At 42.6% G+C, this 24653-nt stretch carries 26 protein-coding genes and 2 riboswitches; of the genes, 3 read left to right on the top strand and 23 right to left on the bottom strand.

Annotated elements, in window-relative coordinates; genetic code table 11:
- Positions 1-89: 89 nt before the first annotated feature.
- The 17 genes from sufB to ACFVSH_RS07455 form a co-directional block, all read right to left on the bottom strand.
- On the bottom strand, positions 90-1487 hold the full coding sequence (gene sufB, locus ACFVSH_RS07530; protein WP_260285730.1) for a Fe-S cluster assembly protein SufB: 1398 nt from the start codon (positions 1485-1487) through the stop codon (positions 90-92).
- 55 nt (positions 1488-1542) lie between these two features.
- Complete coding sequence (sufU, locus tag ACFVSH_RS07525) at positions 1543-1971, bottom strand: Fe-S cluster assembly sulfur transfer protein SufU (RefSeq protein ID WP_387604036.1); 429 nt, start codon at positions 1969-1971, stop codon at positions 1543-1545.
- Positions 1961-3190 carry a cysteine desulfurase gene (locus tag ACFVSH_RS07520; RefSeq protein ID WP_387705429.1) on the bottom strand — a complete coding sequence of 410 codons (1230 nt, stop codon included), beginning with the start codon at positions 3188-3190 and terminating at the stop codon, positions 1961-1963. The genes sufU and ACFVSH_RS07520 overlap by 11 nt, the downstream gene beginning before the upstream one ends.
- The gene (gene sufD, locus ACFVSH_RS07515; RefSeq protein WP_387604040.1) at positions 3190-4491 is read right to left on the bottom strand and encodes a Fe-S cluster assembly protein SufD; all 1302 of its coding nucleotides are present in this window, start codon (positions 4489-4491) and stop codon (positions 3190-3192) included. The genes ACFVSH_RS07520 and sufD overlap by 1 nt, the downstream gene beginning before the upstream one ends.
- 15 nt (positions 4492-4506) lie before the next feature.
- Positions 4507-5292 carry a Fe-S cluster assembly ATPase SufC gene (gene sufC, locus ACFVSH_RS07510; protein WP_034310141.1) on the bottom strand — a complete coding sequence of 262 codons (786 nt, stop codon included), beginning with the start codon at positions 5290-5292 and terminating at the stop codon, positions 4507-4509.
- 450 nt (positions 5293-5742) lie between these two features.
- A complete protein-coding gene (locus ACFVSH_RS27090; protein WP_483878278.1) occupies positions 5743-5883 on the bottom strand; it encodes a YuzK family famiily protein in 141 nt (46 codons plus the stop codon).
- A gap of 164 nt (positions 5884-6047) precedes the next feature.
- A complete protein-coding gene (locus tag ACFVSH_RS07505) occupies positions 6048-6884 on the bottom strand; it encodes a MetQ/NlpA family ABC transporter substrate-binding protein (protein WP_387604042.1) in 837 nt (278 codons plus the stop codon).
- A gap of 15 nt (positions 6885-6899) precedes the next feature.
- Positions 6900-7568 carry a methionine ABC transporter permease gene (locus ACFVSH_RS07500; protein WP_377394084.1) on the bottom strand — a complete coding sequence of 223 codons (669 nt, stop codon included), beginning with the start codon at positions 7566-7568 and terminating at the stop codon, positions 6900-6902.
- Positions 7561-8595, bottom strand: a complete 1035-nt coding sequence (locus tag ACFVSH_RS07495; protein WP_387705427.1) for a methionine ABC transporter ATP-binding protein — start codon at positions 8593-8595, stop codon at positions 7561-7563. Before ACFVSH_RS07495 ends, ACFVSH_RS07500 begins: the two co-directional genes overlap by 8 nt.
- 153 nt (positions 8596-8748) lie before the next feature.
- Positions 8749-8861, bottom strand: a riboswitch (SAM riboswitch).
- A 117-nt stretch (positions 8862-8978) separates the two neighbouring features.
- The gene (locus ACFVSH_RS07490; protein ID WP_387604044.1) at positions 8979-10289 is read right to left on the bottom strand and encodes an O-acetylhomoserine aminocarboxypropyltransferase/cysteine synthase family protein; all 1311 of its coding nucleotides are present in this window, start codon (positions 10287-10289) and stop codon (positions 8979-8981) included.
- Between the two features lie 99 nt (positions 10290-10388).
- A riboswitch (SAM riboswitch) is annotated at positions 10389-10494 on the bottom strand.
- 132 nt (positions 10495-10626) lie between these two features.
- The gene (locus tag ACFVSH_RS07485) at positions 10627-10935 is read right to left on the bottom strand and encodes a thioredoxin family protein (protein ID WP_342615886.1); all 309 of its coding nucleotides are present in this window, start codon (positions 10933-10935) and stop codon (positions 10627-10629) included.
- A gap of 3 nt (positions 10936-10938) precedes the next feature.
- Positions 10939-11304, bottom strand: a complete 366-nt coding sequence (locus ACFVSH_RS07480; RefSeq protein WP_048688210.1) for a toprim domain-containing protein — start codon at positions 11302-11304, stop codon at positions 10939-10941.
- Positions 11305-11396: 92 nt separating this feature from the next.
- Complete coding sequence (gcvH, locus tag ACFVSH_RS07475; protein WP_057278066.1) at positions 11397-11780, bottom strand: glycine cleavage system protein GcvH; 384 nt, start codon at positions 11778-11780, stop codon at positions 11397-11399.
- Positions 11781-11874: 94 nt separating this feature from the next.
- On the bottom strand, positions 11875-12231 hold the full coding sequence (locus ACFVSH_RS07470; RefSeq protein ID WP_387604046.1) for an arsenate reductase family protein: 357 nt from the start codon (positions 12229-12231) through the stop codon (positions 11875-11877).
- A 141-nt stretch (positions 12232-12372) separates the two neighbouring features.
- A complete protein-coding gene (locus tag ACFVSH_RS07465) occupies positions 12373-14160 on the bottom strand; it encodes an acyl-CoA dehydrogenase family protein (protein WP_387604048.1) in 1788 nt (595 codons plus the stop codon).
- Positions 14161-14227: 67 nt separating this feature from the next.
- The gene (locus ACFVSH_RS07460) at positions 14228-15406 is read right to left on the bottom strand and encodes an acetyl-CoA C-acetyltransferase (RefSeq protein ID WP_387604050.1); all 1179 of its coding nucleotides are present in this window, start codon (positions 15404-15406) and stop codon (positions 14228-14230) included.
- Positions 15407-15476: 70 nt separating this feature from the next.
- The gene (locus ACFVSH_RS07455) at positions 15477-17882 is read right to left on the bottom strand and encodes a 3-hydroxyacyl-CoA dehydrogenase/enoyl-CoA hydratase family protein (protein ID WP_387705447.1); all 2406 of its coding nucleotides are present in this window, start codon (positions 17880-17882) and stop codon (positions 15477-15479) included.
- Positions 17883-18067: 185 nt separating this feature from the next.
- Here ACFVSH_RS07455 and ACFVSH_RS07450 point away from each other — a divergent pair, with 185 nt between their 5' ends.
- Positions 18068-18202, top strand: a complete 135-nt coding sequence (locus ACFVSH_RS07450; protein ID WP_072273724.1) for a YuzL family protein — start codon at positions 18068-18070, stop codon at positions 18200-18202.
- A gap of 48 nt (positions 18203-18250) precedes the next feature.
- On the opposite strand, the gene ACFVSH_RS07445 is transcribed toward ACFVSH_RS07450, so the two are convergent.
- Positions 18251-19168, bottom strand: a complete 918-nt coding sequence (locus ACFVSH_RS07445; RefSeq protein ID WP_387604054.1) for a proline dehydrogenase family protein — start codon at positions 19166-19168, stop codon at positions 18251-18253.
- A 148-nt stretch (positions 19169-19316) separates the two neighbouring features.
- On the opposite strand from ACFVSH_RS07445, the gene ACFVSH_RS07440 reads away from it, so the two are divergent.
- Both ACFVSH_RS07440 and ACFVSH_RS07435 read left to right on the top strand, forming a co-directional pair.
- Positions 19317-19595, top strand: coding sequence for a hypothetical protein (locus ACFVSH_RS07440; protein ID WP_192206987.1), 279 nt, complete (start codon positions 19317-19319; stop codon positions 19593-19595).
- A gap of 13 nt (positions 19596-19608) precedes the next feature.
- Positions 19609-19944 carry a spore coat protein gene (locus ACFVSH_RS07435; RefSeq protein ID WP_387604056.1) on the top strand — a complete coding sequence of 112 codons (336 nt, stop codon included), beginning with the start codon at positions 19609-19611 and terminating at the stop codon, positions 19942-19944.
- Positions 19945-20026: 82 nt separating this feature from the next.
- Here ACFVSH_RS07435 and rodA read toward each other — a convergent pair whose 3' ends face one another.
- The 5 genes from rodA to ACFVSH_RS07410 all read right to left on the bottom strand — a co-directional run.
- Positions 20027-21199 (bottom strand): rod shape-determining protein RodA, encoded by a 1173-nt coding sequence (gene rodA / locus ACFVSH_RS07430; protein ID WP_260285742.1) that lies wholly within the window; start codon positions 21197-21199, stop codon positions 20027-20029.
- Positions 21200-21349: 150 nt separating this feature from the next.
- Positions 21350-22231 carry a metal ABC transporter permease gene (locus ACFVSH_RS07425; protein WP_387705425.1) on the bottom strand — a complete coding sequence of 294 codons (882 nt, stop codon included), beginning with the start codon at positions 22229-22231 and terminating at the stop codon, positions 21350-21352.
- On the bottom strand, positions 22228-23154 hold the full coding sequence (locus tag ACFVSH_RS07420) for a metal ABC transporter permease (RefSeq protein ID WP_387604061.1): 927 nt from the start codon (positions 23152-23154) through the stop codon (positions 22228-22230). The genes ACFVSH_RS07425 and ACFVSH_RS07420 overlap by 4 nt, the downstream gene beginning before the upstream one ends.
- 7 nt (positions 23155-23161) lie before the next feature.
- Entirely contained in the window at positions 23162-23917 is a 756-nt protein-coding gene (locus ACFVSH_RS07415; protein WP_387604063.1) for a metal ABC transporter ATP-binding protein, read from the bottom strand.
- A gap of 12 nt (positions 23918-23929) precedes the next feature.
- Positions 23930-24653, bottom strand: a 724-nt coding sequence (locus ACFVSH_RS07410; protein WP_387705423.1) for a metal ABC transporter solute-binding protein, Zn/Mn family, incomplete at its 5' end; no start/stop codon positions are given.

The raw sequence follows: 24653 nt of genomic DNA, 5'->3' as shown, positions 1-24653 counted from the left end.
TCAAAAACAAAAAGCCTGCCAGACAGACCCGGCAGGCTTTTTGTATGAATGGTTATCCTGAATCGCCTTACAGGCAGGCCAGTCGGTTATTACCCGATGGATCCTTCCATTTCGAACTTGATCAGACGGTTCATTTCAACCGCATATTCCATTGGAAGTTCTTTTGTAAATGGTTCGATGAAGCCCATTACGATCATTTCCGTTGCTTCTTGCTCAGAAATTCCGCGGCTCATCAAGTAGAACAATTGTTCTTCAGATACTTTGGAAACCTTCGCTTCGTGTTCAAGGGAAATGTTATCATTCAAGATTTCATTGTAAGGGATCGTATCAGATGTAGACTGATTATCCATGATTAATGTATCACATTCAATGTTGGAACGAGCTCCATCCGCTTTACGTCCGAAATGAACGATACCACGGTATGTTACTTTACCGCCCTGTTTAGAAATTGATTTTGATACAATCGTTGAAGATGTATTAGGAGCCAGGTGAATCATTTTTGCTCCAGCGTCTTGGTGTTGGCCTTTGCCGGCAATGGCAATCGATAATGTCATACCGCGAGCGCCTTCACCTTTTAAGATGACAGCAGGATATTTCATTGTCAATTTGGAACCGATGTTACCATCGACCCATTCCATTGTTGCATTGGCATCACAAACCGCACGTTTCGTAACTAGGTTAAACACGTTGTTTGCCCAGTTTTGGATCGTCGTGTAACGGCAGTAGGCATCTTTCTTGATGACGATTTCAACAACCGCACTATGAAGGGAATTAGTCGTATAAACAGGTGCTGTACAACCTTCGACATAGTGAACGGATGCGCCTTCATCAACAATGATAAGCGTACGCTCGAATTGCCCCATGTTTTCAGAGTTAATTCGGAAATAAGCTTGAAGCGGAGTATCCACTTTTACGCCTTTTGGTACATAGATGAAAGATCCGCCTGACCAAACTGCTGAGTTCAATGCAGAGAATTTATTGTCAGTAGGCGGGATCGTTTTTCCAAAGTGCTCACGGAAGATATCTTCATTTTCACGAAGTGCTGAGTCCGTATCTTTAAACACGATACCCATTTCTTCCAATTCTTCTTTCATGCTATGGTAAACCACTTCTGATTCGTATTGAGCAGATACGCCGGCAAGATATTTTTGTTCGGCTTCAGGAATTCCCAATTTATCAAAAGTCTGTTTGATTTCATCAGGAACTTCATCCCAAGATTTCTCTGATTTCTCTGATGGCTTAACATAATATGTGATTTCATCAAAATTCAGGCTCTGCATGTCGCCGCCCCATTGAGGCATTGGCATGTTGTAAAAATGCTCCAATGATTTCAAACGGAAATCAAGCATCCATTGCGGTTCATCCTTCATTCGAGAAATTTCTTCCACGATTTCTTTTGTCAGACCACGCTTTGAACGGAAGATGGAAACATCTTTATCCGCAAAGCCATATTTATAATCGCCGATTTCAGGCATTTTCTTTGCCATAGCTCGTATTCCTCCATTTCAAATGGCTGAATGACAACAGCTCATTTTAATTTAATTATTCCTTCAATCCCTTTTCCATGGCTTTCCAAGCTAAGGTCGCACACTTGATTCGGGCTGGGAATTTAGAGACACCTTGAAGGGCTTCAATATCCCCCAGATCCATCTCATCGTCGTATTCTTTTCCCTGGATCATTAAGGAAAAAGTCTCGGATATCGCTAGGGCAGTATCAACATCTTTGCCCTTGATGGCTTGAGTCATCATGGAAGCCGAACTCATGGATATCGAACAACCATCACCATCGAATTTAACATCGCTGACCTTGCCACCTTCTATCTTCATCGTTAAACGAATCCGATCGCCGCAAGTTGGATTATTCATATCGATAGTCATGCTTCCATCCTCTAGCATGCCCTTATTACGCGGTTTCTTATAGTGATCCATAATGACTTGTCGGTAAAGTGTATCTAGGTTATCAAAAGACATTACTGAAATACTCCTTCGTTTTAACAAGCCCGGATACGAGCTTATCAATATCTTCTTCCGTGTTATATAGATAGAAACTTGCTCTTGCCGTCGATGATACGTCCAACCATTTCATTAATGGCTGTGCGCAATGATGACCGGCGCGGACAGCAATTCCATCTGCATCAAGAACGGTAGCGACATCATGTGGATGTACGTCATTAATATTAAAGGTTATTACACCCGCACGCTTTTCTGCATCTTTAGGACCGAATATGGTCAGCCCTTCGACTGCTGACATTTTTTCCATTGCATAAGCGGCAAGCCTATGTTCATGCCGTTCAATATTATCCAAGCCGATTTCTTCCAAGAAATCAATTGCAGCACCAAGGCCGATGGCGCCGGCAATGATTGGGGTACCGCCTTCGAATTTCCACGGGAGTTCTTTCCATGTAGACTCTTGTAAACCTACAAAATCAATCATCTCTCCGCCGAATTCAATCGGCTCCATTTTTTCCAGAAGTTCTTTTTTGCCATATAATACGCCGATACCTGTTGGACCGACCATTTTATGACCTGAGAAGGCAAAGAAATCACAATCCAGATCACGGACATCGACTTTTAGGTGCGGCGTGCTTTGCGCCCCGTCGACTACCATTACAGCACCGTGTTCATGGGCAATTTTCGCGATTTCCTTCACAGGATTGATGACACCAAGTACATTCGAAACCTGCATGATGGAAACGATTTTCGTTGCGTCTGTAATCGTTGCCCTAACATCATCAAGGGAAATCGTGCAATCCTCTTGAAGCGGAATATACTTCAGTACAGCGCCTTTTTCTTTGGCAAGCTGCTGCCACGGAATGATATTACTGTGATGCTCCATGTAGGAGATGACGATTTCGTCACCCTCTTTAATATTTGCACCACCGTAACTTCTTGCTACAGTATTTAAAGAAGTCGTTGTGCCTCTTGTAAAGATGATTTCTTCTGTAGAAGAAGCATTAATGAATTTACGTACCTTTTCACGTGCACCTTCATACGCATCCGTAGCTTTTGTTCCAAGTGTATGCACCCCGCGGTGAACATTCGAGTTGTATCCGCGGTAATATTGCTCAATCGCTTCAATCACTGCAGCCGGTTTTTGAGAGGTTGCAGCACTATCTAAATAAACTAATGGCTGACCATTGACTTCTTGATCTAATATCGGAAAAAGCTTACGAATTTCGTATGGGTTCATTACTGTACTTTCCTTTCAATGACCGCTACTAATTGTTTTTTAACTCCCTCAATTGGAAGCTGGTTAACAACAGGGGCCAAGAATCCGTGAATGACAAGTCTTTCTGCTTCTTTCTTAGTAATACCACGGCTCATTAAATAATACAGTTGAAGCGGGTCGACACGACCGACGGAAGCAGCATGGCCAGCCGTTACATCATCTTCATCAATCAAGAGGATTGGATTGGCATCTCCGCGTGCTTTTTCACTTAACATTAATACGCGTGATTCTTGTTCGGCATTTGACTTTGTAGCGCCATGCTCTATTTTCCCAATTCCATTAAAAATGGAGGATGCAGCGTCTTTCATGACACCGTGCTTAAGGATATAGCCCTCAGAGCGTTTGCCATAATGAATGATCGCTGTCGTAAAGTTCTGTTTTTGTTCCCCGCGTCCGACTACAACGGATTTAGTATCACCGTGAGAGCCATCGCCCATTAGATATGTTGTATTATCTGATATCGTATTTCCATCGTTCATCATGCCAAGTGCCCACTCAATACGAGCGTCACGTCCTGCCACCCCACGGCGGTTAACGTACGTCGTGAAGCCTTTAGAAAGGGTATCGACCGCTCCGTACTCCACTTTGGCATTCGCATTTGCAAATACCTCCGTTACGATGTTGGCAACCCCTTCGTTAGACTCAACGCTTGAGAAGTAGTTCTCTACATATGTGACAGAGCTATTATCTTCCGCTACGATCAAGACATGGTTGAAAAGTGTAGCATCTGGATTATCCAATAGGAATACCGACTGGATCGGCTCTTTGATTTCTACATTTTTCGGAACATAAAGGAATGCTCCCCCATTAACTAATGCAGCATGAAGCGCCGTTAAACGATGTTCATCTACCTTAACGCCGTCTTTCATGAAATATTTTTGCACGAGCTCAGCATGGTCGCGAGCCGCTGTTAAAATATCCGTGAAAATGACGCCTTGTTCTTTCACATTTGCTGACAGATTGATATGTGCCGGCGTATTATTGCGTTGAATGTATAAGTTTTCATTTTCTTCAATGATGGATTTAATATCTTCCGGAAGCTCCTCTAAAGAAGCAAAAGCTTCACTTTCAACCGTATGAGTCTGGAAAGAAGTAAAATTCCATTTATCGATTTTCGTTTTATCCGGCTTTGGCATCGGGAGCTTTTCTAATTCAGAAAACGCTTGAATCCGAAGCTCGGATAACCAAGCTGGATCATTATTTTTAGTTGAATAGGAGCTTATATCTTCTTGTTCAAACGGTAATTTCGTTTCTGTAGTCATTGCAAATCCTCCTACTTACGCTTCTTCGCCAACAGTTTCGTCTTCAATGCCCAATTCTTGTTTAATCCAGTCATAACCTTCCGCTTCCAAGCGGGCAGCAAGTTCAGGACCGCCTGATTTAACGACACGTCCTTGCATCATAACATGTACAAAATCAGGAGTGATGTAATTTAATAGACGTTGGTAGTGAGTGATGATCAAGCATCCAAAGTCTTCTCCGCGCATTTCGTTGATTCCTTTTGAAACGACTTTAAGTGCATCGATATCTAGACCTGAATCAATTTCATCCAAGATTGCAATTTTAGGTTGGATCATCATTAATTGAAGAATCTCGTTACGTTTTTTCTCTCCGCCTGAGAATCCTTCATTCAAATAGCGTTGCGCCATATCTTCATCCATTTCAAGGAACTCCATTTTTTGGTCCATTTGACGGATGAATTTCATCAATGAAATCTCATCGCCTTCTTCACGGCGTGCATTAATGGAAGAACGCAAGAAGTCAGCATTTGTAACACCGCTGATTTCACTTGGATATTGCATAGCTAGGAATAGGCCGACACGAGCGCGCTCGTCTACTTCCATTTCCAATACATCTTCGCCATCGAAAGTGATGCTTCCGCTAGTCACTTCATATTTAGGGTGACCCATGATTGCTGATGATAAAGTGGATTTACCAGTTCCATTTGGTCCCATGATCGCATGGATTTCTCCACCTTTGACTTCAAGGTTTACCCCTTTTAAAATCTCTTTGCCTTCAATTGATACGTGAAGATCTTTAACCGTTAATGTAGAAGCTGACATAATAATACCTCCGTGAACTAATTCCAATTTTATTACCAGAAAGTAAGGATTACTTTCTTTACTGTAATTTTACGTAAAAGCATTCTCACTTTATTCTCATTCCAATTTTATAACAAATCCAATTTGGAATCAACTAAATAGATAGGGGTTTTCACTTCCGTCATGTTTAAAACCCGTCCTATTCTTACAATACTAACAGATATGGCCTGTTTACTGCATATCTATACTTATTTTAGTTTTTGTTAAAATTATCTTATTATTCAGCAAATCTTCATCCTTATTAATATATGCTCAAAGAATTCGATTGCAAGGTATGAACGTTCCGCTTTAAAAAGAAAAAATCGGACTGCCAGGCACTATGTAAGTTTATCCAATAAGGCAACCCTTATTTATGGACCACTTTCCATTTTACCTCTACAGACCGATCTTTTAAAGAACTCTTTTATATGCTTATCCGTGAATTTTGCGTTGTAGGTTCTGGACCATTTTATTGCACTTTACATGTTCCCTATCCCGTTCTTTCTCAACCTCGATACGGAGGTCTAAGTTTCTACTGTACTCACTGTAGCCAATCCCATGTGAAGACTGCATCGCCTTTTCCATTTCGCTTGTTACATTTAAATCCAGAGTATTGATAGTGAACCATCCTTTCAAATTTGTGTATCATTTTAATGCCTTCATTACCTCTATACCCTTCACTTTCATGATTAAACATAAAAAAACGGCCTGAATTAAATCAGGCCGCCATTCTTGAATTATTTATCCGCCGGTACAACTGCACCTTTGTATTCCTTAAGGATGAAATCTTGAATTTTTTTAGAATGCAACACTTCTACAAGCGCTTTGATTTCTTCTTTATTTTCATCGCCTTTGTTTACAGCGATGACATTCACATAAGGTGATTCGGAATCTTCAATCGCAATTGAATCTTTCAATGGGTCCAAGCCAGCGTCGATTGCATAGTTAGAGTTGATCAAAACAGCATCGCCTTCGCCGCTTTCATAGATTTTTGGAAGTAATGCCGCTTCATATTCAGCGTCGAATTTAAGGTTTTTCTTATTTTCAATGATGTCTTTCGTTGTAGCTGTCGTTTTATCGATGCCCTCTTTCAACTTGATGAGGCCATTCTTTTCCAACAGGGATAAAGCGCGTCCATGGTCAGCGACAGAGCTGCTCAAAATGATCGTTGCTCCATTAGGAAGTTTATCGATGCTTTTATATTTTTGAGAGTATAGTGCTATTGGCTCGATATGGATTCCCCCAGCATTGACGAAATCATATCCATTTTCTTTAATTTGCGACTCTAAGTAAGGAATGTGCTGAAAATAGTTAGCATCCAATTCCTTATCATTCAACGCCTTATTCGGTAAAACATAGTCCTGGAATGTTTCGATTTCCAAATCGATTCCTTTTTCTTTAAGAAGCGGCTTAGCTTCCTCAAGGATTTCAGCATGCGGAACATTGGATGCCCCTACAACTAATTTTTTCGATTCTTTTTCTGTATCACCGCCGCTTTTATCCTTTTCACTTCCACAAGCAGCCAAAGCGATAGATAACACTAAAATTAATGCAAATCCTAAAAACTTTTTCATCCTATTCATCTCCCTTTATCTTTTATCCAATTTAGATGTAATCACATCTCCAATAATTTGAATTATGAAGACGATAATTAGAATAACGATAGTCGCCACAAGCGTAACGTCATTTTGATTTCTTTGATAGCCTTCCAAATAGGCTAGATTACCAAGTCCGCCTGCGCCGATGACCCCGGCCATTGCGGTATATCCAACCAATGCAATCGATGTTACCGTAATCCCGGAAATAAGGGCAGGCATCGACTCTGGAAGAAGGACCTTCCAAATGATCGTGCTCGTTTTTGCCCCCATGGATTTAGCGGCTTCAATTACACCTTTATCGATTTCACGAAGGCCGATTTCAACCATACGCGCATAAAATGGGGCTGCACCGATAATAAGTGCCGGCAATGCAGCGTTCTCTCCGATCATGGAACCGACAAGTGCCTTAGTGAAAGGAATGAGCAGCACGATCAAAATAAGAAATGGAATGGAACGGAATATATTAACGATAGCACTCATGACCCCGTTAATTACCCGGTTTTCCCACATATTACCCTTCCCTGTCAGGAACAGGATCAATCCTAATATTATGCCTATAAAAAAGGTTGCCACTACAGAGACGCTTGTCATGTATAGCGTTTCTTTCGTTGCTTCAATAATGTCTTCCCAATCAATATTCGGCAATAATTCTTCAAGCATGAGTAATCACCTCCACGCCTACTTGCTGTGCTTTAATGAATTCGATTGCGCGGAGCATTTCATCCTCTGTGCCATCAAGATGGATAAACAATGTTCCATATGAACCGCTTCTTGTTTGGGATATCTTACCTTGAACGATATTGACATCCAACTCGAAGTTACGTACAAGCTTGGTGATCAACGGGCTTTCTGCATGATCACCTACAAAGGTCAATTGAATCACTTTGCCTGCAGGATAACGTTCGAGCAAATGGTCCATCGTTTCTTTCGTTTCTTCTGGTTCAGTTACCTGCTGCACGAAACGCTTTGTCATTTGTTCTTTAGGATTCTTGAAAACATCCAGGACAGGACCCTGTTCAACAACTTGCCCGTTTTCCATCACGGCGACGCGATGACAGATTTTACGTATTACATGCATTTCATGTGTTATCAAGACGATCGTCAATCCTAGGCGCTGATTGATGTCAACAAGCAATTCGAGTATGGAGTCGGTAGTCTGTGGATCCAAGGCAGATGTCGCTTCATCACACAGCAGCACTTTAGGGTCATTTGCCAGAGCCCTGGCTATTCCCACCCTTTGCTTTTGCCCTCCGCTTAATTGTGAAGGATAGGCCTTTTCCCTGCCTTCCAGTCCGACTAACTTGATCAACTCGTTCACACGATTGGTTCGTTCAGTTTTAGAAACTCCTGCAATTTCCAATGGGAAAGAAATATTTTCCTGAACGGTCCTTGACCATAATAGATTGAAATGTTGGAAAATCATGCTGATTTCTTGACGGGCCTTACGGAGCTGAGCCCCTTTAATTTTTGAAATTTCCTTCTCAGCCACCACAACGGATCCCTCTGTAGGAGTTTCCAATCCATTGAGCATTCTGATCAAAGTACTTTTCCCCGCTCCACTGTAACCGATGATACCGAAAATCTCGCCTTTATTTATTTCAACATTCACATTATTTACAGCCTTGATCGTCTCACTGTTTCCTTTTCCTGTTCGGAACAGCTTACTGACTTTCGTCAATGTAATCATTAATCCTCACCTCTTTTATCCAATAAAACCTATGAACTTAGTTGATTTCTTTACATTATTAGTCTGTTTCTCATATCATGCACATGTTTTCCCCATTAAAACAGAAAAAACCTTTCTGCATGAGCAGAAAGGCAGGTGAAGAAACAGGCCTTTCTCTCATCTTCCAAAGTAATTAAACTTTGTGTGAATTGGCACCTTTCCAAGGAAATCTCCTTGTCGGTTGCCGGGTTTCATCGGGCACATCCCTCCACCTCTCTTGATAAGAGCTAATATATAGAATATTTGTACATCATTAAGTTCTTTAGTATGGAGAAATTTTATCATAGATAAAAAAGGAGCGCAATGTATATTATTTCTAGTTCAAGGATGAACAGGAACTTTGCTTAAAGCGTTTTGGAAGTCAAGGAGACGATATTCGTCGCTTTTTCAATTGCCTGCTCTAAATCTTCTATTAAGTCGTCTACATTTTCAATCCCAATTGATAAACGGACTTGATCGGCACTTACACCCGCTTTCGCAAGACCCGCCTCATTCAATTGTTGATGGGTCGTACTGGCTGGGTGGATGATCAAGCTCTTCGCATCCCCTACATTCGCCACATGGGACCATAATTCCACCGAATTGATAAGTTTTGCCCCAGCTTCGCGATTACCTTGTATTCCAAAAGTCACGACAGATCCAGCTCCCTTAGGCAAATATTTATCCGCAAGGGCCTTATCGGGATGATCCTCATCACCAGGATGCGAAACCCAAGTCACGGCAGGATGGTTTTTTAAATATTCAATGACAGACTTGGTGTTTGATAGATGCTCTTTCATCCTTACATGCAGCGTTTCAAGTCCAAGCGTAAACTGGAATGCACTTTGGGCACTTAGCGCAGGGCCTAAATCACGAAGTAACTGGACTCGGGCTTTCGTTATGAATGCGGCAGGTCCAACTGCCTCGGCGTATACCAGACCGTCGTAACTTGGGTCAGGCTCCGTGAAGCCAGGGTAGTTTGGCGAGTTCCAATCGAACTTCCCTCCATCCACGATGACACCGCCTAGTGTCGTTCCATTTCCCAGAAGCCATTTTGTAGCGGAATGGATGACGATGTCCGCGCCAAAATCAATTGGTCTGCAAAGATATGGTGTTGCAAAGGTATTATCAATGATTAAAGGTATGCCGGCTTCATGGGCGATTTTCGCCACCGCTTCAATATCAAGCACCCTCAAACTTGGATTACCGATCGTTTCGGCAAAAATGGCTTTAGTTCTTGGCGTAATCGCCCTTTTGAAATTTTCAGGATCATCGGGAGAAACGAACTTCACTTTGATCCCATATTTAGGAAGAGTATTTTCAAAAAGGTTATAAGTACCGCCATATAATGTAGAGGCTGAAACAATCTCATCACCTGCAGCGGCAATGTTCAGGATTGAAAGTGAGATGGCAGCCATTCCACTTGCTGTTGCCAATCCGCCGATGCCACCTTCCAATAAGGCCATTCTTTCCTCAAAAACGCTGACCGTGGGATTATGAAGCCGTGTATATATATAGCCATTCTCCTTTAGGCCAAATAAATTCGCTGCATGGTCGGTGTCTTTGAACAAGTATGCATTGCTTTGGTAGATAGGAACTGCACGGGCACCTGTTTCATCAGTTTGCAGACCGCCATGAACACTCAATGTTTCGAAACGCAACTTTTTCCCTGACATATGGTTTCACCTTTTTCTATGGATTTAGTTGGAATTATATGATATCTGGCCTTTTATAAACAAAAAAACCACTTCAACAAGAAGAGGTCTCAAGAACACACCTCATCTACCAGAGCCAACACTCTGCTGGAATTAGCACCGTATATAAAATTATACCGGTTGCCGGGCTTCGTCGGGCCAGTCCCTCCGCCACTCTTGATAAGAACTATTAAATTCTGCCATTACTTAATTCAAAATATATCATTTTAGAATAAATCAGTCAATTAATTGTTAGAATATTCTTTGTTTAATTCAAATGTCCGCAACAAAGAAACCAACCACGGCTCTGATTGGTTTCTTAGCTGATTTCCTTAAGCAATCCGTACAAATAAGGAACGGATTGAAAGGCATATATTTTTTTGTGCAGCTTTCCTTTTTTGAAAAGCAATAAACAGGGCACACTTTCGATTTCATATGATTCGGCAATTGCTTGGACATAGTTCATATTCATTTTGCCTGCCTTCAATTCCGGGAACAGCTCCAAGGATATCGTCAGCATCTTGGAGGCGACCTGACAAGTGCCGCATAAAGGCGTATATAAATATAAGCAAAAGGTTTCCCCATTTTCAACAGCAAGCTTACACTCTTCTTCTTTCCATTCCTGCATCAATTAGTCGTTCACCCTTTGACTTAAAAATTTCATTTTCACATTCATATTGGCAGATAGTAGCACAGTTGCGATATGATGTTCGGGTGAGCTTTCCACTTCTTTGTACATTTTATTAATATACAGGTGGTTCGCTTCCGGCATTTCCCTTCGGAACTGCTTCCGCAGCTTTTCTCCTGATTCATCTGCGTCAAAAAGGAGATAAACATCACGATCCATCAATTCATCCACTAATTCATCCAGCTTAGTTAATGATATGGTCCCATTTGTACATCTTATTTCCACATCTTCATTTAAAACGGAGGCAACTTTTCTTCTATCGGAACTGCCTTCTACAATGATCACTTTATCGAATTCGCCCCACTCCATGTCATCACTCCATCTCATGAATTATGTGCGCAACTGCCGCTGTATAAAATGAAAAAGAGAGCAGGCCTATTCAGTCCCCCCTCTCCTTCTTTTTAACCGTTGATTAAACTCTCATACTCTTCGGCGCTCATCAAGTTTTCAATATCATTGCTATTAGATGGTTCAAGCACGACCATCCATGCCTTTTCATAAGGAGACTCATTTACATATTCAGGGTTGTCACTTAAATCTTCGTTTACTTCAACAACCTTGCCACTGATAGGTGCATAAAGCTCAGAAACGGTCTTAACGGATTCAACACTTCCAAATGGTTCGTTCGCTTTCAATTCATCGCCGATTTCCGGAAGCTCAACGAATACGATGTCCCCAAGCTCGGACTGTGCGAAAGCTGTAATCCCAATGCGCACTGTTCCATCTTCCGTTTTGACCCATTCATGTTCTTTAGTGTAACGAAGTTCTTTTGGTGTTGTCGTCATTATTAACCCTCCATATGTACATCTTATTTATCTATTTCATTATAAGGTAGATAGTGTGTTTAAGTAAGGAATTAACCAAATATTTTGTGAAATTTCAGTTCCAAACCTGTTCGAATTGCTCTTCTTTGAAACCTACCGTCACTTTAGTGCCATCTGTAACAATCGGCCTTTTCAGAAGCATGCCATCCGTGGACAATATATCAAGCATCTCTGCTTCAGTAGCTTCTTTCAGCTTATCCTTTAAGCCCAGCTCCCGATATTTTTGACCGCTAGTATTGAAGAACTTCTTCAATTCCAAATTGCTGATTTTATATAGTTTTTCTATTTCTGTTCGCGAAGGCGGATTTTCAGCTATATGGATCGCTTCATATTGCAGTTCATGATTATCAAGCCACTTCTTCGCGTTACGGCATGTGCCGCATTTTGGGTACCAATATAATGTTAAGCCCATCATTTCACCACCTATCAATAGAATACCCGTTTTCAGCACGCAATACAACGAAATATCTTTTGAATTTCCGTTGCGATTTCATCAAAGGAAATAAAGGGAATGCCTTTACGGGCATTCCCTTTACAGATTCTGATTCATTGCTTATAGAGCATATTTTTCCGCTTCGATCACCTTTACGGAGGCTTCACGTTTTTTCGCAATGACATTGATCGGATTGTGTCTTGTCAGCTTGCGGAGCGACGAAAGCATGATTCGAAGAGTATCGCCTGTTTCCACCGCAATTAACGTTTCTTTTGCATGCTGTTCTATTTCATTGAAAGCTTCCTGAACGAAGATTTCAGTGTAAAGCACTTTTTGTTTGTTCTTCTCCAGGCCTGTAGCTGCAATAGCTTTTTCCGTACGCAATACCACGGATTCAGCTGCATAGGCAAGGGATACGATATCGGCAATGTTTGAGAGGATTTCTTGTTCTTGATCAAGAGTTTTGCCGTATTTCTGTGCCGCTAGGCCAGCTGCCAAAATACCGATTTTCTTAGCGTTCCTAACAAGCATCTTTTCTTGTGCCAGTGGCTCATCGCCAGGCTCTTCCGGCATCATCATCATTAATTCCTCTTGCAAGCCTTGGGCTTTTTGAAGAAGCGGCAATTCCCCTTTAAGTGCTTTCTTCAGAAAAGTTCCCGGGACAAGCAGTCGGTTGATTTCATTTGTACCTTCAAAGATCCGGTTAATACGGGAATCGCGATATGCTTTTTCAATTTCATACTCCTGCATGAAACCATAACCGCCATGAAGCTGTACGCCTTCGTCCGTAACATAATCCAATACTTCGGAAGCGAAGAATTTATTCAATGAACACTCAATGGCATATTCAGCAACTGCGGCCGCCATTGATTTCCCATCTTTCACTTGCTCATCCGTCAATTTGCTTTGTCTTTGATCATAAAGGCCAACGGTGCGATATACAGAGCTTTCTGCAGCATAAATTTTAGCGGCCATTGTTGCAAGTTTTTCTTTCGTCAAGTTAAAATCGGAAATTTTCGTTTTGAACTGTTGACGTTGATTCGTATAAGCAGCTGTAATCTCAAGGGCACGTTTAGATCCGCCGACCGCACCAACGCCTAATTTATAGCGGCCGATATTCAGGATATTGAAAGCGATGACATGCCCTTTTCCGGCTACACCCAAAAGGTTTTCGACTGGTACATGTACGTCTTCAAGTATTAATGTACGTGTTGATGAGCTTTTGATTCCCATTTTCTTTTCTTCAGCGCCAGTTGATACGCCTTTATAATCACGCTCAACAATGAAAGCCGAGAATTGTTCGCCGTCGATTTTGGCGTATACACAGAAGACATCTGCAAAACCTGCATTTGTAATCCATTGTTTTTCACCGTTTAAAATATAGTGTGTTCCTTCCGAATTCAATTTCGCCGTCGTTTTTGCTCCCAAGGCATCTGAACCTGAGCTTGGTTCCGTTAAGGCATACGCAGCAATCTTCTCACCTGTCGCCAGTAAAGGGAGGTATTTTTTCTTTTGTTCTTCATTCCCGAATAATACGATCGGCAAAGATCCGATACCTACATGTGCACCATGTGTAATTCCGAACCCGCCTGCAAGCGCCATTTTTTCCGTGATCAATGCCGAACTGATTTTATCAAGACCCAATCCGCTGTATTCCTCAGGAACATCAGCACCAAGTAAACCAATTTCTCCTGCATGCTTCAGTAATTTAACGGAACGGTCAAATTCATGGTTTTCTAAATGTTCAACCTGCGGCAGAATTTCATTCACTACGAAATCTTCCGCAGTCTTGGCGATCATTTTATGCTCATCAGAATAATCTTCCGGTGTAAACACTTGATCATACGTAATATCTTCCACTAAAAAGGCTCCGCCTTTAATGAGGTTACCTGTAGTTTGATTTGACATGTTATTTCCTCCTAAGTATTTAAGATGGTAAGCCCGCCGGAAGCATGAGATTCCGGTAGGCGTGGGATTACGCCAATAATTCAAATACTCCAGCAGCACCCATTCCGCCGCCGATGCACATTGTCACGACTCCGAACTGTTGGTTTCTGCGCTTCATTTCATGAAGCAGGCTTAATGTCAATTTTGCTCCCGAACATCCTAGTGGATGGCCTAAAGCGATTGCTCCGCCATTTACATTGACAATCTCTTCATTCAATCCGAGCTCACGAATGATTTGGATGGATTGGGAAGCAAAGGCTTCATTCAATTCAAATAGACCAATATCCGATAACTCAAGACCTGCCAGTTTCAAAGCCTTAGGAATGGCTGCAATCGGTCCGATGCCCATAATTTCAGGCGGTACTCCTGCTACAGCAAAGGAAAGGAACTTACCCATCGGTTTCATCCCTAATGAAGAGGCCTTTTCCCTATCCATGACCATGACAGCGGCTGCACCATCACTCGTTTGTGATGAATTCCCTGCTGTTACGGATCCTGTAACAGAGAATGCAGGTCTCAGTTTTTTCAACACTTCAGCAGTCGTACCTGGACGAACGCCCTCATCCTGTGTAAAAGCAAATGACTTTTCCTTTAATTTAAGATCTGGTCCCACTGAACGGAGGGTCACTTCAACCGGTACGATCTCATCGGAAAACTTTCCTTCTGCAATGGCCTTAGCAGCCTTTTGATGACTTCTAACAGAAAATGCATCTTGATCTTCACGGGAAATGCCGTATTTTTTTGCAACGGCTTCAGCAGTGTGACCCATGCCCATATAATACTCCGGTGCCGTTTCCGCAAGCCTCGCGTTCGGACGTGTTACATGGCCCATCATAGGCAAAAGGCTCATGGACTCCGCTCCGCCTGCAATGACTGTATCACTTTGGCCGAGCATGATTCTTTCCGCTCCATAAGCGATACTTTGCAACCCGCTTGAACAGTAACGATTAATCGTTATGGCCGGTACTGAATAAGGCAATCCTGCCAATGCCCCAATGTTACGCGCCATGTTCAATCCTTGCTCCGCTTCAGGCATTGCACAACCGATAATCAGGTCATCTATGGTGCCTTCATAATCCCCTGCCCGCTTTAACGTTTCCTTTACAACAAGAGCCCCTAAATCATCAGGACGTACACTAGCAAGAGAACCTTTTTTCGCTCTTCCTACCGGAGTCCTTGCTCCAGCTACTATTACCGCTTCTTTCATGAGGATCCCCCTTACTCATTTTTAAGCTATCGATCTATTAATCTTCGTTTTTTGCCATATCATCTATTCATCAATTACGGAGCGGTTTACCTTTAACAAGCATGTGCTGCATCCTTGCCTGGGATTTCGGAGTCGAAATCAGTTTTAGGAATGCCTGCTTTTCTAGGTTCAAGATATACTGTTCATCTACTTCCGTGCCAAATGGGAGTTTTCCTCCTGCCAGGACGTATGCAAGCTCTTTGGCTATGACAAGGTCATGATCTGATAAGAATCCTGAAAGGCGCATGGATTCCGCCCCTAATAGGAGTGTGGCATATCCAGTTTCACCTACGACAGGAATCTTTGTGCGGGCTGGAGCGGTATAACCTTGTTCATGCATGGAAAGTACCGCCTGTTTCGCATCATATAGCTGATGATCCGCATTCACGCTTATTCCATCAGCTATATTAAGGAAATTATTCTCTCTCGCTTCCTCGGCTGATGTCGAAACTTTTGCCATGGCGACCGCTTCAAATACTTGGTTGGCCACTTTCTGTAAGTCGAAGTCAACGCCCTTCGGCATATTCTTCAACGTCTTCACATAAAGTTCTTTAGTCCCGCCGCCGCCTGGGATCAACCCTACGCCAGCTTCCACTAATCCCATATATGTTTCAGTCGTTGCCTGGATGCGCGCTGCCGGAAGTGACACTTCTGCACCCCCGCCAAGTGTCATATTAAACGGGGCAACCACTACGGGAACTGCACTGTACTTAATTTTTAGCATCGCCTTTTGGAATTGGCTGATGACCATATCGAGTTCAAGAATATTGTCATCCTGCGCTTCCATCAGCATCATTGCAATATTGGCGCCTACACAGAAATTCTTTCCTTGGTTTCCGATGACCAGGCCTTTAAAATTCGCTTCCGCTTCGTCGACCGCCGCATTGATCATTTGTATGATATCCAGACCGATTGCATTATTCGGTGAAGTGAATTCAAGAAGAGCCACACCATCGCCAATATCCATCAGGCTTGCACCACTGTTTTTCTTGATTACGCCTTTTTGCTTCTTGATCGCTTTAAGATTGATCACTTTAGGATTTTCGACAAGTTCTTTATATTCACCATCATCATAATAGTGAACAATGCCATTTTCTTCTTTATAGAAAGAAGTGAAGCCTTTAGCGAGCATATCCTTCACCCATTGCGGAACGGCGATGCCTTCCGCTTCCATTCGGGCTACCGATTTTTCTATCCCTATCGCATCCCAGGTTTCAAAGGGACCTGTGGACCATCCGAAGCCCCATTTCATCGCTTGATCGATCGCCACAATGTCATCCGCGATGTCCCCAAGCAGCTGGGCAGAATACACAAGTGCCGGATTCAGAACATTCCAAAGTAATTGGCCGGCACGGTCTTCGCTATAAACAAGCGATTTCATTTTATTTTCCAAGCCCTTGGCCTGCTTAGCCATTTCGATGGAAGAGGTTTTTAATCGTTTTCGTGCAGCATATTCAAGGGTTTCGGGATTCAGTTCAAGGATTTCCTTGCCTTTTTTCAAGAAAAAACCTTGGCCTGACTTGCTTCCAAGCCACCCATTTTTAAGCATTTCATTCATGAAATCAGGTATTTTGAAAACCTCTTTTTCTTCTCCATCAACCTGGTCATATACGTTTCTGGCAACATGTGCAAAGGTATCCAATCCAACTACATCAAGTGTCCGGAAAGTAGCGCTAGTAGCCCTCCCAATCAACGGACCTGTAACCGAATCGACCTCACCAACACTGTATCCGCCTTTTTGCATTTCACGCAAAGTGACCAATAATCCATAAGTTCCAATGCGGTTTGCGATGAAGTTAGGGGTATCCTTGGCTTCGACGACACCTTTTCCCAGTACATCTTCGCCGAATCGTTTCATGAATCCGAGCACTTCTGGTGAAGTTGCTTTAGTAGGGATGATCTCCAACAATTTAAGATAACGCGGCGGATTGAAGAAGTGGGTTCCCAGGAAGTGCTTTTGAAAATCCTCCGAACGGCCTTCTGCCATCGCTTCGATTGAAATTCCGGATGTATTCGATGAAACGATGCTTCCCGGTTTACGATGCTGATCAACCTGGGCAAACACACTTTGCTTAACCTCAAGCTTCTCAACGACCACTTCGATGATCCAATCGACATCCTTTAAACGACTTATATCATCTTCCAGGTTTCCCGCCTCGATCAACGCAATGTTCCCCTTAACCGAAAGCGGAGCTGGTTTCTGTTTTAAAAGTTTCGTAATCGCAGTTTGGCTGATGCGGTTACGTACTTGTTTATTATCTAATGTCAGTCCCTTTTTCTTTTCATCCTCAGTGAGGTCACGAGGTACAATATCCAATAGTAAAGTCGGAATGCCGATGTTAGCAAGGTGTGCAGCAATCCCTGATCCCATAACTCCTGACCCTAGAACAGCAGCCTTTCGTATTTGTCGAACCAAGTTTATATCCCCCTTACGCATTTTATTGAATGAATGCTCATTCATTTTTAATTCAAAAAAATTTGAATATTTTTTCTTATTACTAATATAGAATATATTTGGAAATTCCGCAATGATTAAACAGGAAAAAAATATTTTTTTCTCCGGGTTCTTTAGGTTATTTCTCCTCCATTCAGCTAAAAATAACCAGGCAGGAGGTGACTTATATAATGAAGCGTAAAGATAATCCTTCTAAAGCAGCCGTGAGCGCAGCAAGCGTTAAAGGCAATGCCGGACCTGGCGCCGAACGTCAACATGGAATCAATAAAGTGAACAGCCAGAACAATCAGTTCAAAAGATAATCCTTCTTAATTTGAGCAGCCGTCTCTTTTCCGGGGCGGCTCTCGCATCTATTTCTTGAATAGGCCTTTTAAAACGAAAGCAATATTGGCCGGTCTCTCCGCAAGGCGGCGCATGAAATATCCATACCAATCCGTCCCATATGGAACATACACCCTTACCTTATATCCTTCTTTAGCAAGTTCAAGCTGCTTTTCAGTGCGGATGCCATATAACATTTGAAATTCAAAACGATCCAGGGGAATTCCCTGATCTTTGACCAAGTCCCTCGTATAATCAATGATTTTATCATCATGTGTGGCAACGGCTGTGTAATGGCCATTTTGCATATGCTTCTTGATGATTTTCTTGAAATTCTCATCCACATCTTTTTTCTCGGGAAAGGCCACTTCCCTCGGTTCTTTATAAGCTCCTTTAACCAGTCTTAGATTCGGCTGGTATGCATCCAATTCCTCGATATCCTTCTCAGTCCGATACAGATATGCTTGGATGACAGTCCCCAATTCATTATATTCAGACTTAAGGTTTTTGAATACATCCAAAGTCGGCTGACAGCGCGGAAAATCTTCCATATCAAGCGTCACGAAAACACGATGGGCTTTAGCTTCATCTAATATCCTCCGCATGTTATTCATTACTACTCGTTCGGATACATCCAGGCCCATCGAGGTCAGCTTCAGTGATAACTGTGAATCCAGTTCATTTGTGCCGATCATGCGGATCGCTTCGATGCACTCATCTGCCATCTTCCTTGCTTCTTGTTCATCCTCAATGAATTCACCTAAATAATCGATGGTGACAGCAAGCCCTTTCCGGTTAAGATCTGCAATCACTTCACATGCCATATCCAAGGATTCCCCTGCCACGAAACGAGATGCCCCAAACCGCAGCCCGTATTTTTTCGCTGCCTTTGTCATGCCTTTATTCTTGGATAAAAAAAGGAATAGATTTTTCAAAATTCTTTCCATCTGCATTTCCCTCCAAATCATTTTGGAAAATAGATGCACAAGATTACTTTACCATTTAATTCATTTTTCAGATATTTAGAATCAAGAATAAAAAAAATCATGAAGGGAAAATTAAGCTCGTTTAAAGAACACGTAAGGAGGTAGAATGATGGAACAGCAAAATTCGTTTAATAGCCAACAGCAATCCACCGGCTTTATGAAACAGCCGCCGGAAATGGTTTCGGTGAAAGATAGCCTATACTTAACCGATATGCTTGCCTGGAATCTTAATGCGGTTAAAAAAGCACATTTTTTTGCCACACAGTGCAAGGACCCGCAAATCATTGATGCGTTAAATCGGTGCGGACTCATGCATCAGCGCCATTACGATACCATTTTGAAACATTTGAACCCGGACCAAAACCAGGTTCAACAACAATACCAGTAAAGGAGTGTTCCTGATGCCCAATGAAAACAAAGTCCAAAATCCTGAATCTCCCGTGGCAAAGACACCGCAAATGAATGACAGGGATTTTATAAATGATATGCTCACAACTGAAAAGTACTTTTGCAACTCCCTTTCCGTTGCCCTGCATGAGATGAGTAACCAATCATTATTCCAAGACATTTTCTCCGTTTCCAAAGAAAACCAGGAAATGCAGCGAGAACTCTATAACATTATGTTCGAAAAAGGCTGGTATAGTTTAGAAAAGGCGCAAGCAACAAGCTTAAACCAATCGTATCAACAATTTTCCGGTTATAAAAATCAATTTCCATCTGGAATGAACATTCAATAAGCGAACATTGAGGGGGGTGAATTCTGCTCCTTTTGTTTTTGTGCTACAAGTAAAGCCGGCCCATGGGGGGCCGGCTTTATTTTTAGATATCCGTTGAAAACATATACTTCTTATAGTGATACCGAATGCTGAATATTAAGCCCATGGCCATCATGTTCCCCATTAGCGAGCTTCCTCCATAACTGATGAATGGAAGCGGAATCCCCGTAATCGGCAAAAGCCCTACCGTCATGCCGATATTTTGAAAGACGTGGAACGTCAACATGCTTATAACACCAACACAGATATATGTATAGAAGTTATTTTTCGTGTCCATTCCCGTTTTTGTAATATGATAAATCAGAAGGAAAAACAAGGAAATAATGATGCTTGATCCGATGAAGCCGAATTCTTCACCGATGATGCTGAAAATGAAATCCGAATGGCTCTCAGGCAAATACACTTCCCTCGAACCGATTCCCTTACCTGTGGTCTGGCCGGAGCCGATGGCCAGTAATGATCTGGTTAAGTGATACCCTTCGGAGCTGGCATAATTATATGGATCCAGCCAAGAATAGATACGGCCGAATTGATACGATTTTACCCCTAGATATTTTTCCAGGATCTCCGGCTTCCAAAGTACAAAATACAGGACCGTTGAAGCGACGACAATTCCTCCCGAAACGATCGGCAGCAGGATCTTCCATGTTACCCCTGAAATGAAAATCATTCCGAGCATGATGGACAGGATGACAAGCGCGGTACCCAAATCCGGCTGTTGCATGATTAACATTAAGGGGGCACCGGTCACAAGACCGATTTTAATAAGCAGCCAGATATCCGTTTGGATCGTTTTCAGCGTGTTTTTGAGATGGTGGTTCGATATGACATTGGCTAGAGCCAAAATCAGGAAAACCTTCATGAATTCCGATGGCTGAATCGAACCGACTCCCGGAATTTTGAACCAGCTTCTTGCACCATTTATATTAGGTACGATACTATCTGGCATAATGATCAGCAAAAATAGCAAAAACAATCCGAATCCATAGGCGTACCAAGAAATTTTTTTCAGTTGGTCCGAATCCAGTGTGATGAACCCTAATACGATTCCAACCCCCACTATATACCAAAAAATTTGTTTAATTAAGAAGTTTTCAGCGTACTGTCCAGTCGTTTGGGCACTATAGATTGCTAAGCAACTTCCAACGCATAATAACAGCAATATTGTGACCAAAGAAAAATCTATTCGAGATGAAAATTTATTTTGTTCTTCCATACTTAACTCTCCCTTAAAAAGGCTCCTGCGATACATCTATAAATACACTTATTCATTATACTTTAAACAAATAAAATCACAACTATATCGAAGAATTGTTTAAAGGCTTCTTGGAGTTATTTCCATGAAGCCCGTAGGGGACAGGGGGAACTATGCATGTGATTCCTTTGATTTTCTTCGTTTCAGCAATCTGCTGATCAATCCATGGCTTGGGGAAAAGAAAAAGGCCAATCCGAATAATATGGCGGCCGATCCCACCATGCAACCTGAGATCGAGGCATCCAAAATGGTGGCTGAAAAGTAGCCGATGACGGAACTTAGCACCCCGACCCCGATACTGATCCATATCATACGGCTTAAACGGTCTGACAGCAGATAAGCCGTCGCCGCGGGTATGATGAGCATTCCAACTACTAAAATGGAACCTACGCTATCAAAAGAAGCTACAGTTGTCAGTGAAATGAGGCTCATCAATAAGTAATGAAAGAACAGTACAGGAATTCCCATTGCAGCCGCAAGTAATGGATCAAATGACACGAGTTTAAACTGTTTGAAGAAAAGGAAGATCAGTATGAGGTTCAGGATAAAGCAACTGCCGACAATCCAAACAGCTTTTGGTCCAGCTTCGATTCCCGCGATTGTCATCGTGTTCCAGGGAGTATAGGCTATTTCGCCATAAAGGACATGTTCCAGGTCAAAATCTATTTGTTGCGTATACAAGCTCACGAGTACGATCCCCGTTGCAAAAAGGGAAGTGAATACAATCCCGATCGCTGCGTCAGATTGAACGCCCGACGATTGGAAAAGCTGGATCAAGAATACGGTGAGCAAGCCGAGCGCAGCTGCCCCTATCAGCATCGGAACAGAGTCACGAGTCCCGGTTATTAAAAATGCAAATACGATTCCAGGCAAAATGGAATGACTGATGGCATCCCCAATCAACGTCATTTTCCTGACTATCAAAAAACATCCCAATACACTGCAAGCACCCGCCACCAATGCCCCGACTAAAATAATCCAAAAATCATTCATGATGAGTGGCTCCCTTTCCTTCTATTCTGTTCGAGAGAATATTTCTTTTTCGTCGATCCCCTTCTCCATATAGATGAAAGCACTCCTCGTTTAGGTGCAAAAAGCAAGGAAAAGAAAAACCATACTGTCGCGGATAAGACAATTAACGGTCCTGTTGGCAAATCATTGACCGATGTACTGATCAACGTTCCAGACACCCCGCTCAACATTCCGAATATGCCAGACAGGATGACCATGATATGAAGCCGCTCAGTCCAATACCTCGCAGAAACCGCAGGCGTGATCAGTAAAGATGCCATCAATACGACACCTACAGCCTGGATACCGATCACCACAGCTGCCACGATCAGCATCATGATGAAATAATCCAGAAAAACAACCGGCAATCCCATCCCCTTAGCAAACCCAGGGTCGAAAGACAGTAATTTGAATTCTTTAAAAAATACGGTACAAGTGAAAATGAGAATAAAGGAAACAGTCATCATCATATATACATCGGACATGACCATTGACGCCGTCTGCCCGAATAAAAAGGTATCCAATCCACTCTGGTTTCCATACTCACTCTGCTGAATCTGTGTAAGCATGATAATTCCGAAGCCAAAGAAGGAAGATAAGACAATTCCCAAGGCCGCATCCTGCTTGATCTTACTGTATCTCGTAAGCACACTGATCAAGAAGACAGCAACTAAGCCAGCCAGGGCCGCACCTATTAGAAAATAAGAAGTGGATTTCACTCCAGTTAAAATGAAGGCGACACAGATACCGGGTAACGCTGCATGTGCGAGCGTATCGCCAAGCAAAGACTGCTTTCTGAGGTAGGCAAAACTGCCGATGACCCCGCTGCTTAATCCGAGGAACATCGTGCCAAGCAATATCCAGCTTGTATTTGGATCAGTAATAATATCCAGCATGTTCATCATGTACACCTCATTTTAATAAAAGGCCGGATTTCGTGTCTGATAGTATCGCTAAACGGCCTCCATATGTTGCCTGTAAGTGTTCTGGAATGAATACTTCCTCCGTCGGACCTATTTTCATCACCTTTTTATTCAATAACATCGTCCAGTCGAAATATTCCTTCACGGTCGATAGATCATGGTGCACAACTAGAACGGTTTTGCCTTTTTCCTTCAATTCCATCAGCAATTGTATGATTGCTTTCTCAGTTGCGGCATCCACCCCTACGAACGGTTCATCCATAAAATAAATATCCGCTTCCTGTGCCAATGCACGGGCCAGGAATATCCGTTGCTGCTGTCCACCTGATAGCTGGCTGATCTGGCGGTTAGCATATTCAGACATCCCTACCTTTTCCAGGCACTCCATCCCCTTCTGCCTTTCGGACTTACCTGGTCGCTTCAACCATCCGAGATGACCATATCTGCCCATCATCACGACATCGAGTGCGTTGGTCGGAAAATCCCAATCCACTGACTCCCGTTGTGGTACATAGCCGATACTCTTCCTCATCGATTTATAAGTAGAACCCCTTATTGTTATTTGCCCTGATATTTTGGGGATCAATTCGAGTATCCCCTTTATCAATGTCGACTTCCCTGCTCCATTGGGGCCAATGATCCCGATTAAATTCCCTTCCGGCACCTCAAATGAGACATCTTCGATAACAGGCTTCTTGTGATAAGCAATCGTTAAACTCTCGACCTTCAAAGCTGCTAGATTCATAGTTTCTCCCCCTTATTTCAAAGCACGGACGATTGTATCGGTATTATGACGGACCATTCCGATATACGTTCCTTCTTCCGTCCCTTTTTCACCCATGGCATCCGAGAACAATTCACCGCCGATTTCCACGTTGTGACCCTGCTTACCTGCGCCTTGAATGACAGCCTCGATGGCCTTCCTTGGTACGCTTGACTCAATGAAAATCGCTTTAATTTTGTTCTTCACAAGATAGTTCCGCATATCCGTCACATCTTTTGATCCATATTCCGATAATGTATTGATCCCTTGGAGCCCTCTTACGTCCAGGCCGTATGACTGACCGTAGTATCCAAAAGCATCATGTGCTGTAACGAGCACCCGCTGATCTTTTGGTATTTTATTAATTTCGTATTGAACATATTTATCAAGTTCCTCCAATTGCAGAGCGTACTCTTCATAATTTTCGCGAAACTCTGCTTCATGGTCCGGATCATTGGCAATCAATTCTTTCTCCACTGCCTCCGCCGCAACGATCCAAAGCTTTACATCAAACCATACGTGGGGATCATGTTCCGATGCACTCACTTTGCGAAGTTGGTTCTCCTTGAAGGCCTCCGTTACGGCAATCGTCGGTTTATCCTTGCTCATCATTTCAAATATACCCGTCATTTTCCCTTCAAGATGCACACCGTTATAAAAAATCATATCAGCCGAATCCAGTGTCTTAACATCACCCTGTGTCGCTTTATATAGATGC

The sequence above is a fragment of the Peribacillus sp. NPDC058002 genome, from assembly GCF_042886655.1.
Lineage (GTDB): Bacteria > Bacillota > Bacilli > Bacillales > DSM-1321 > Peribacillus > Peribacillus aracenensis.
Note: the sequence above shows the minus strand (reverse complement) of the source record. Positions and strands in the feature narration are given on the sequence as shown.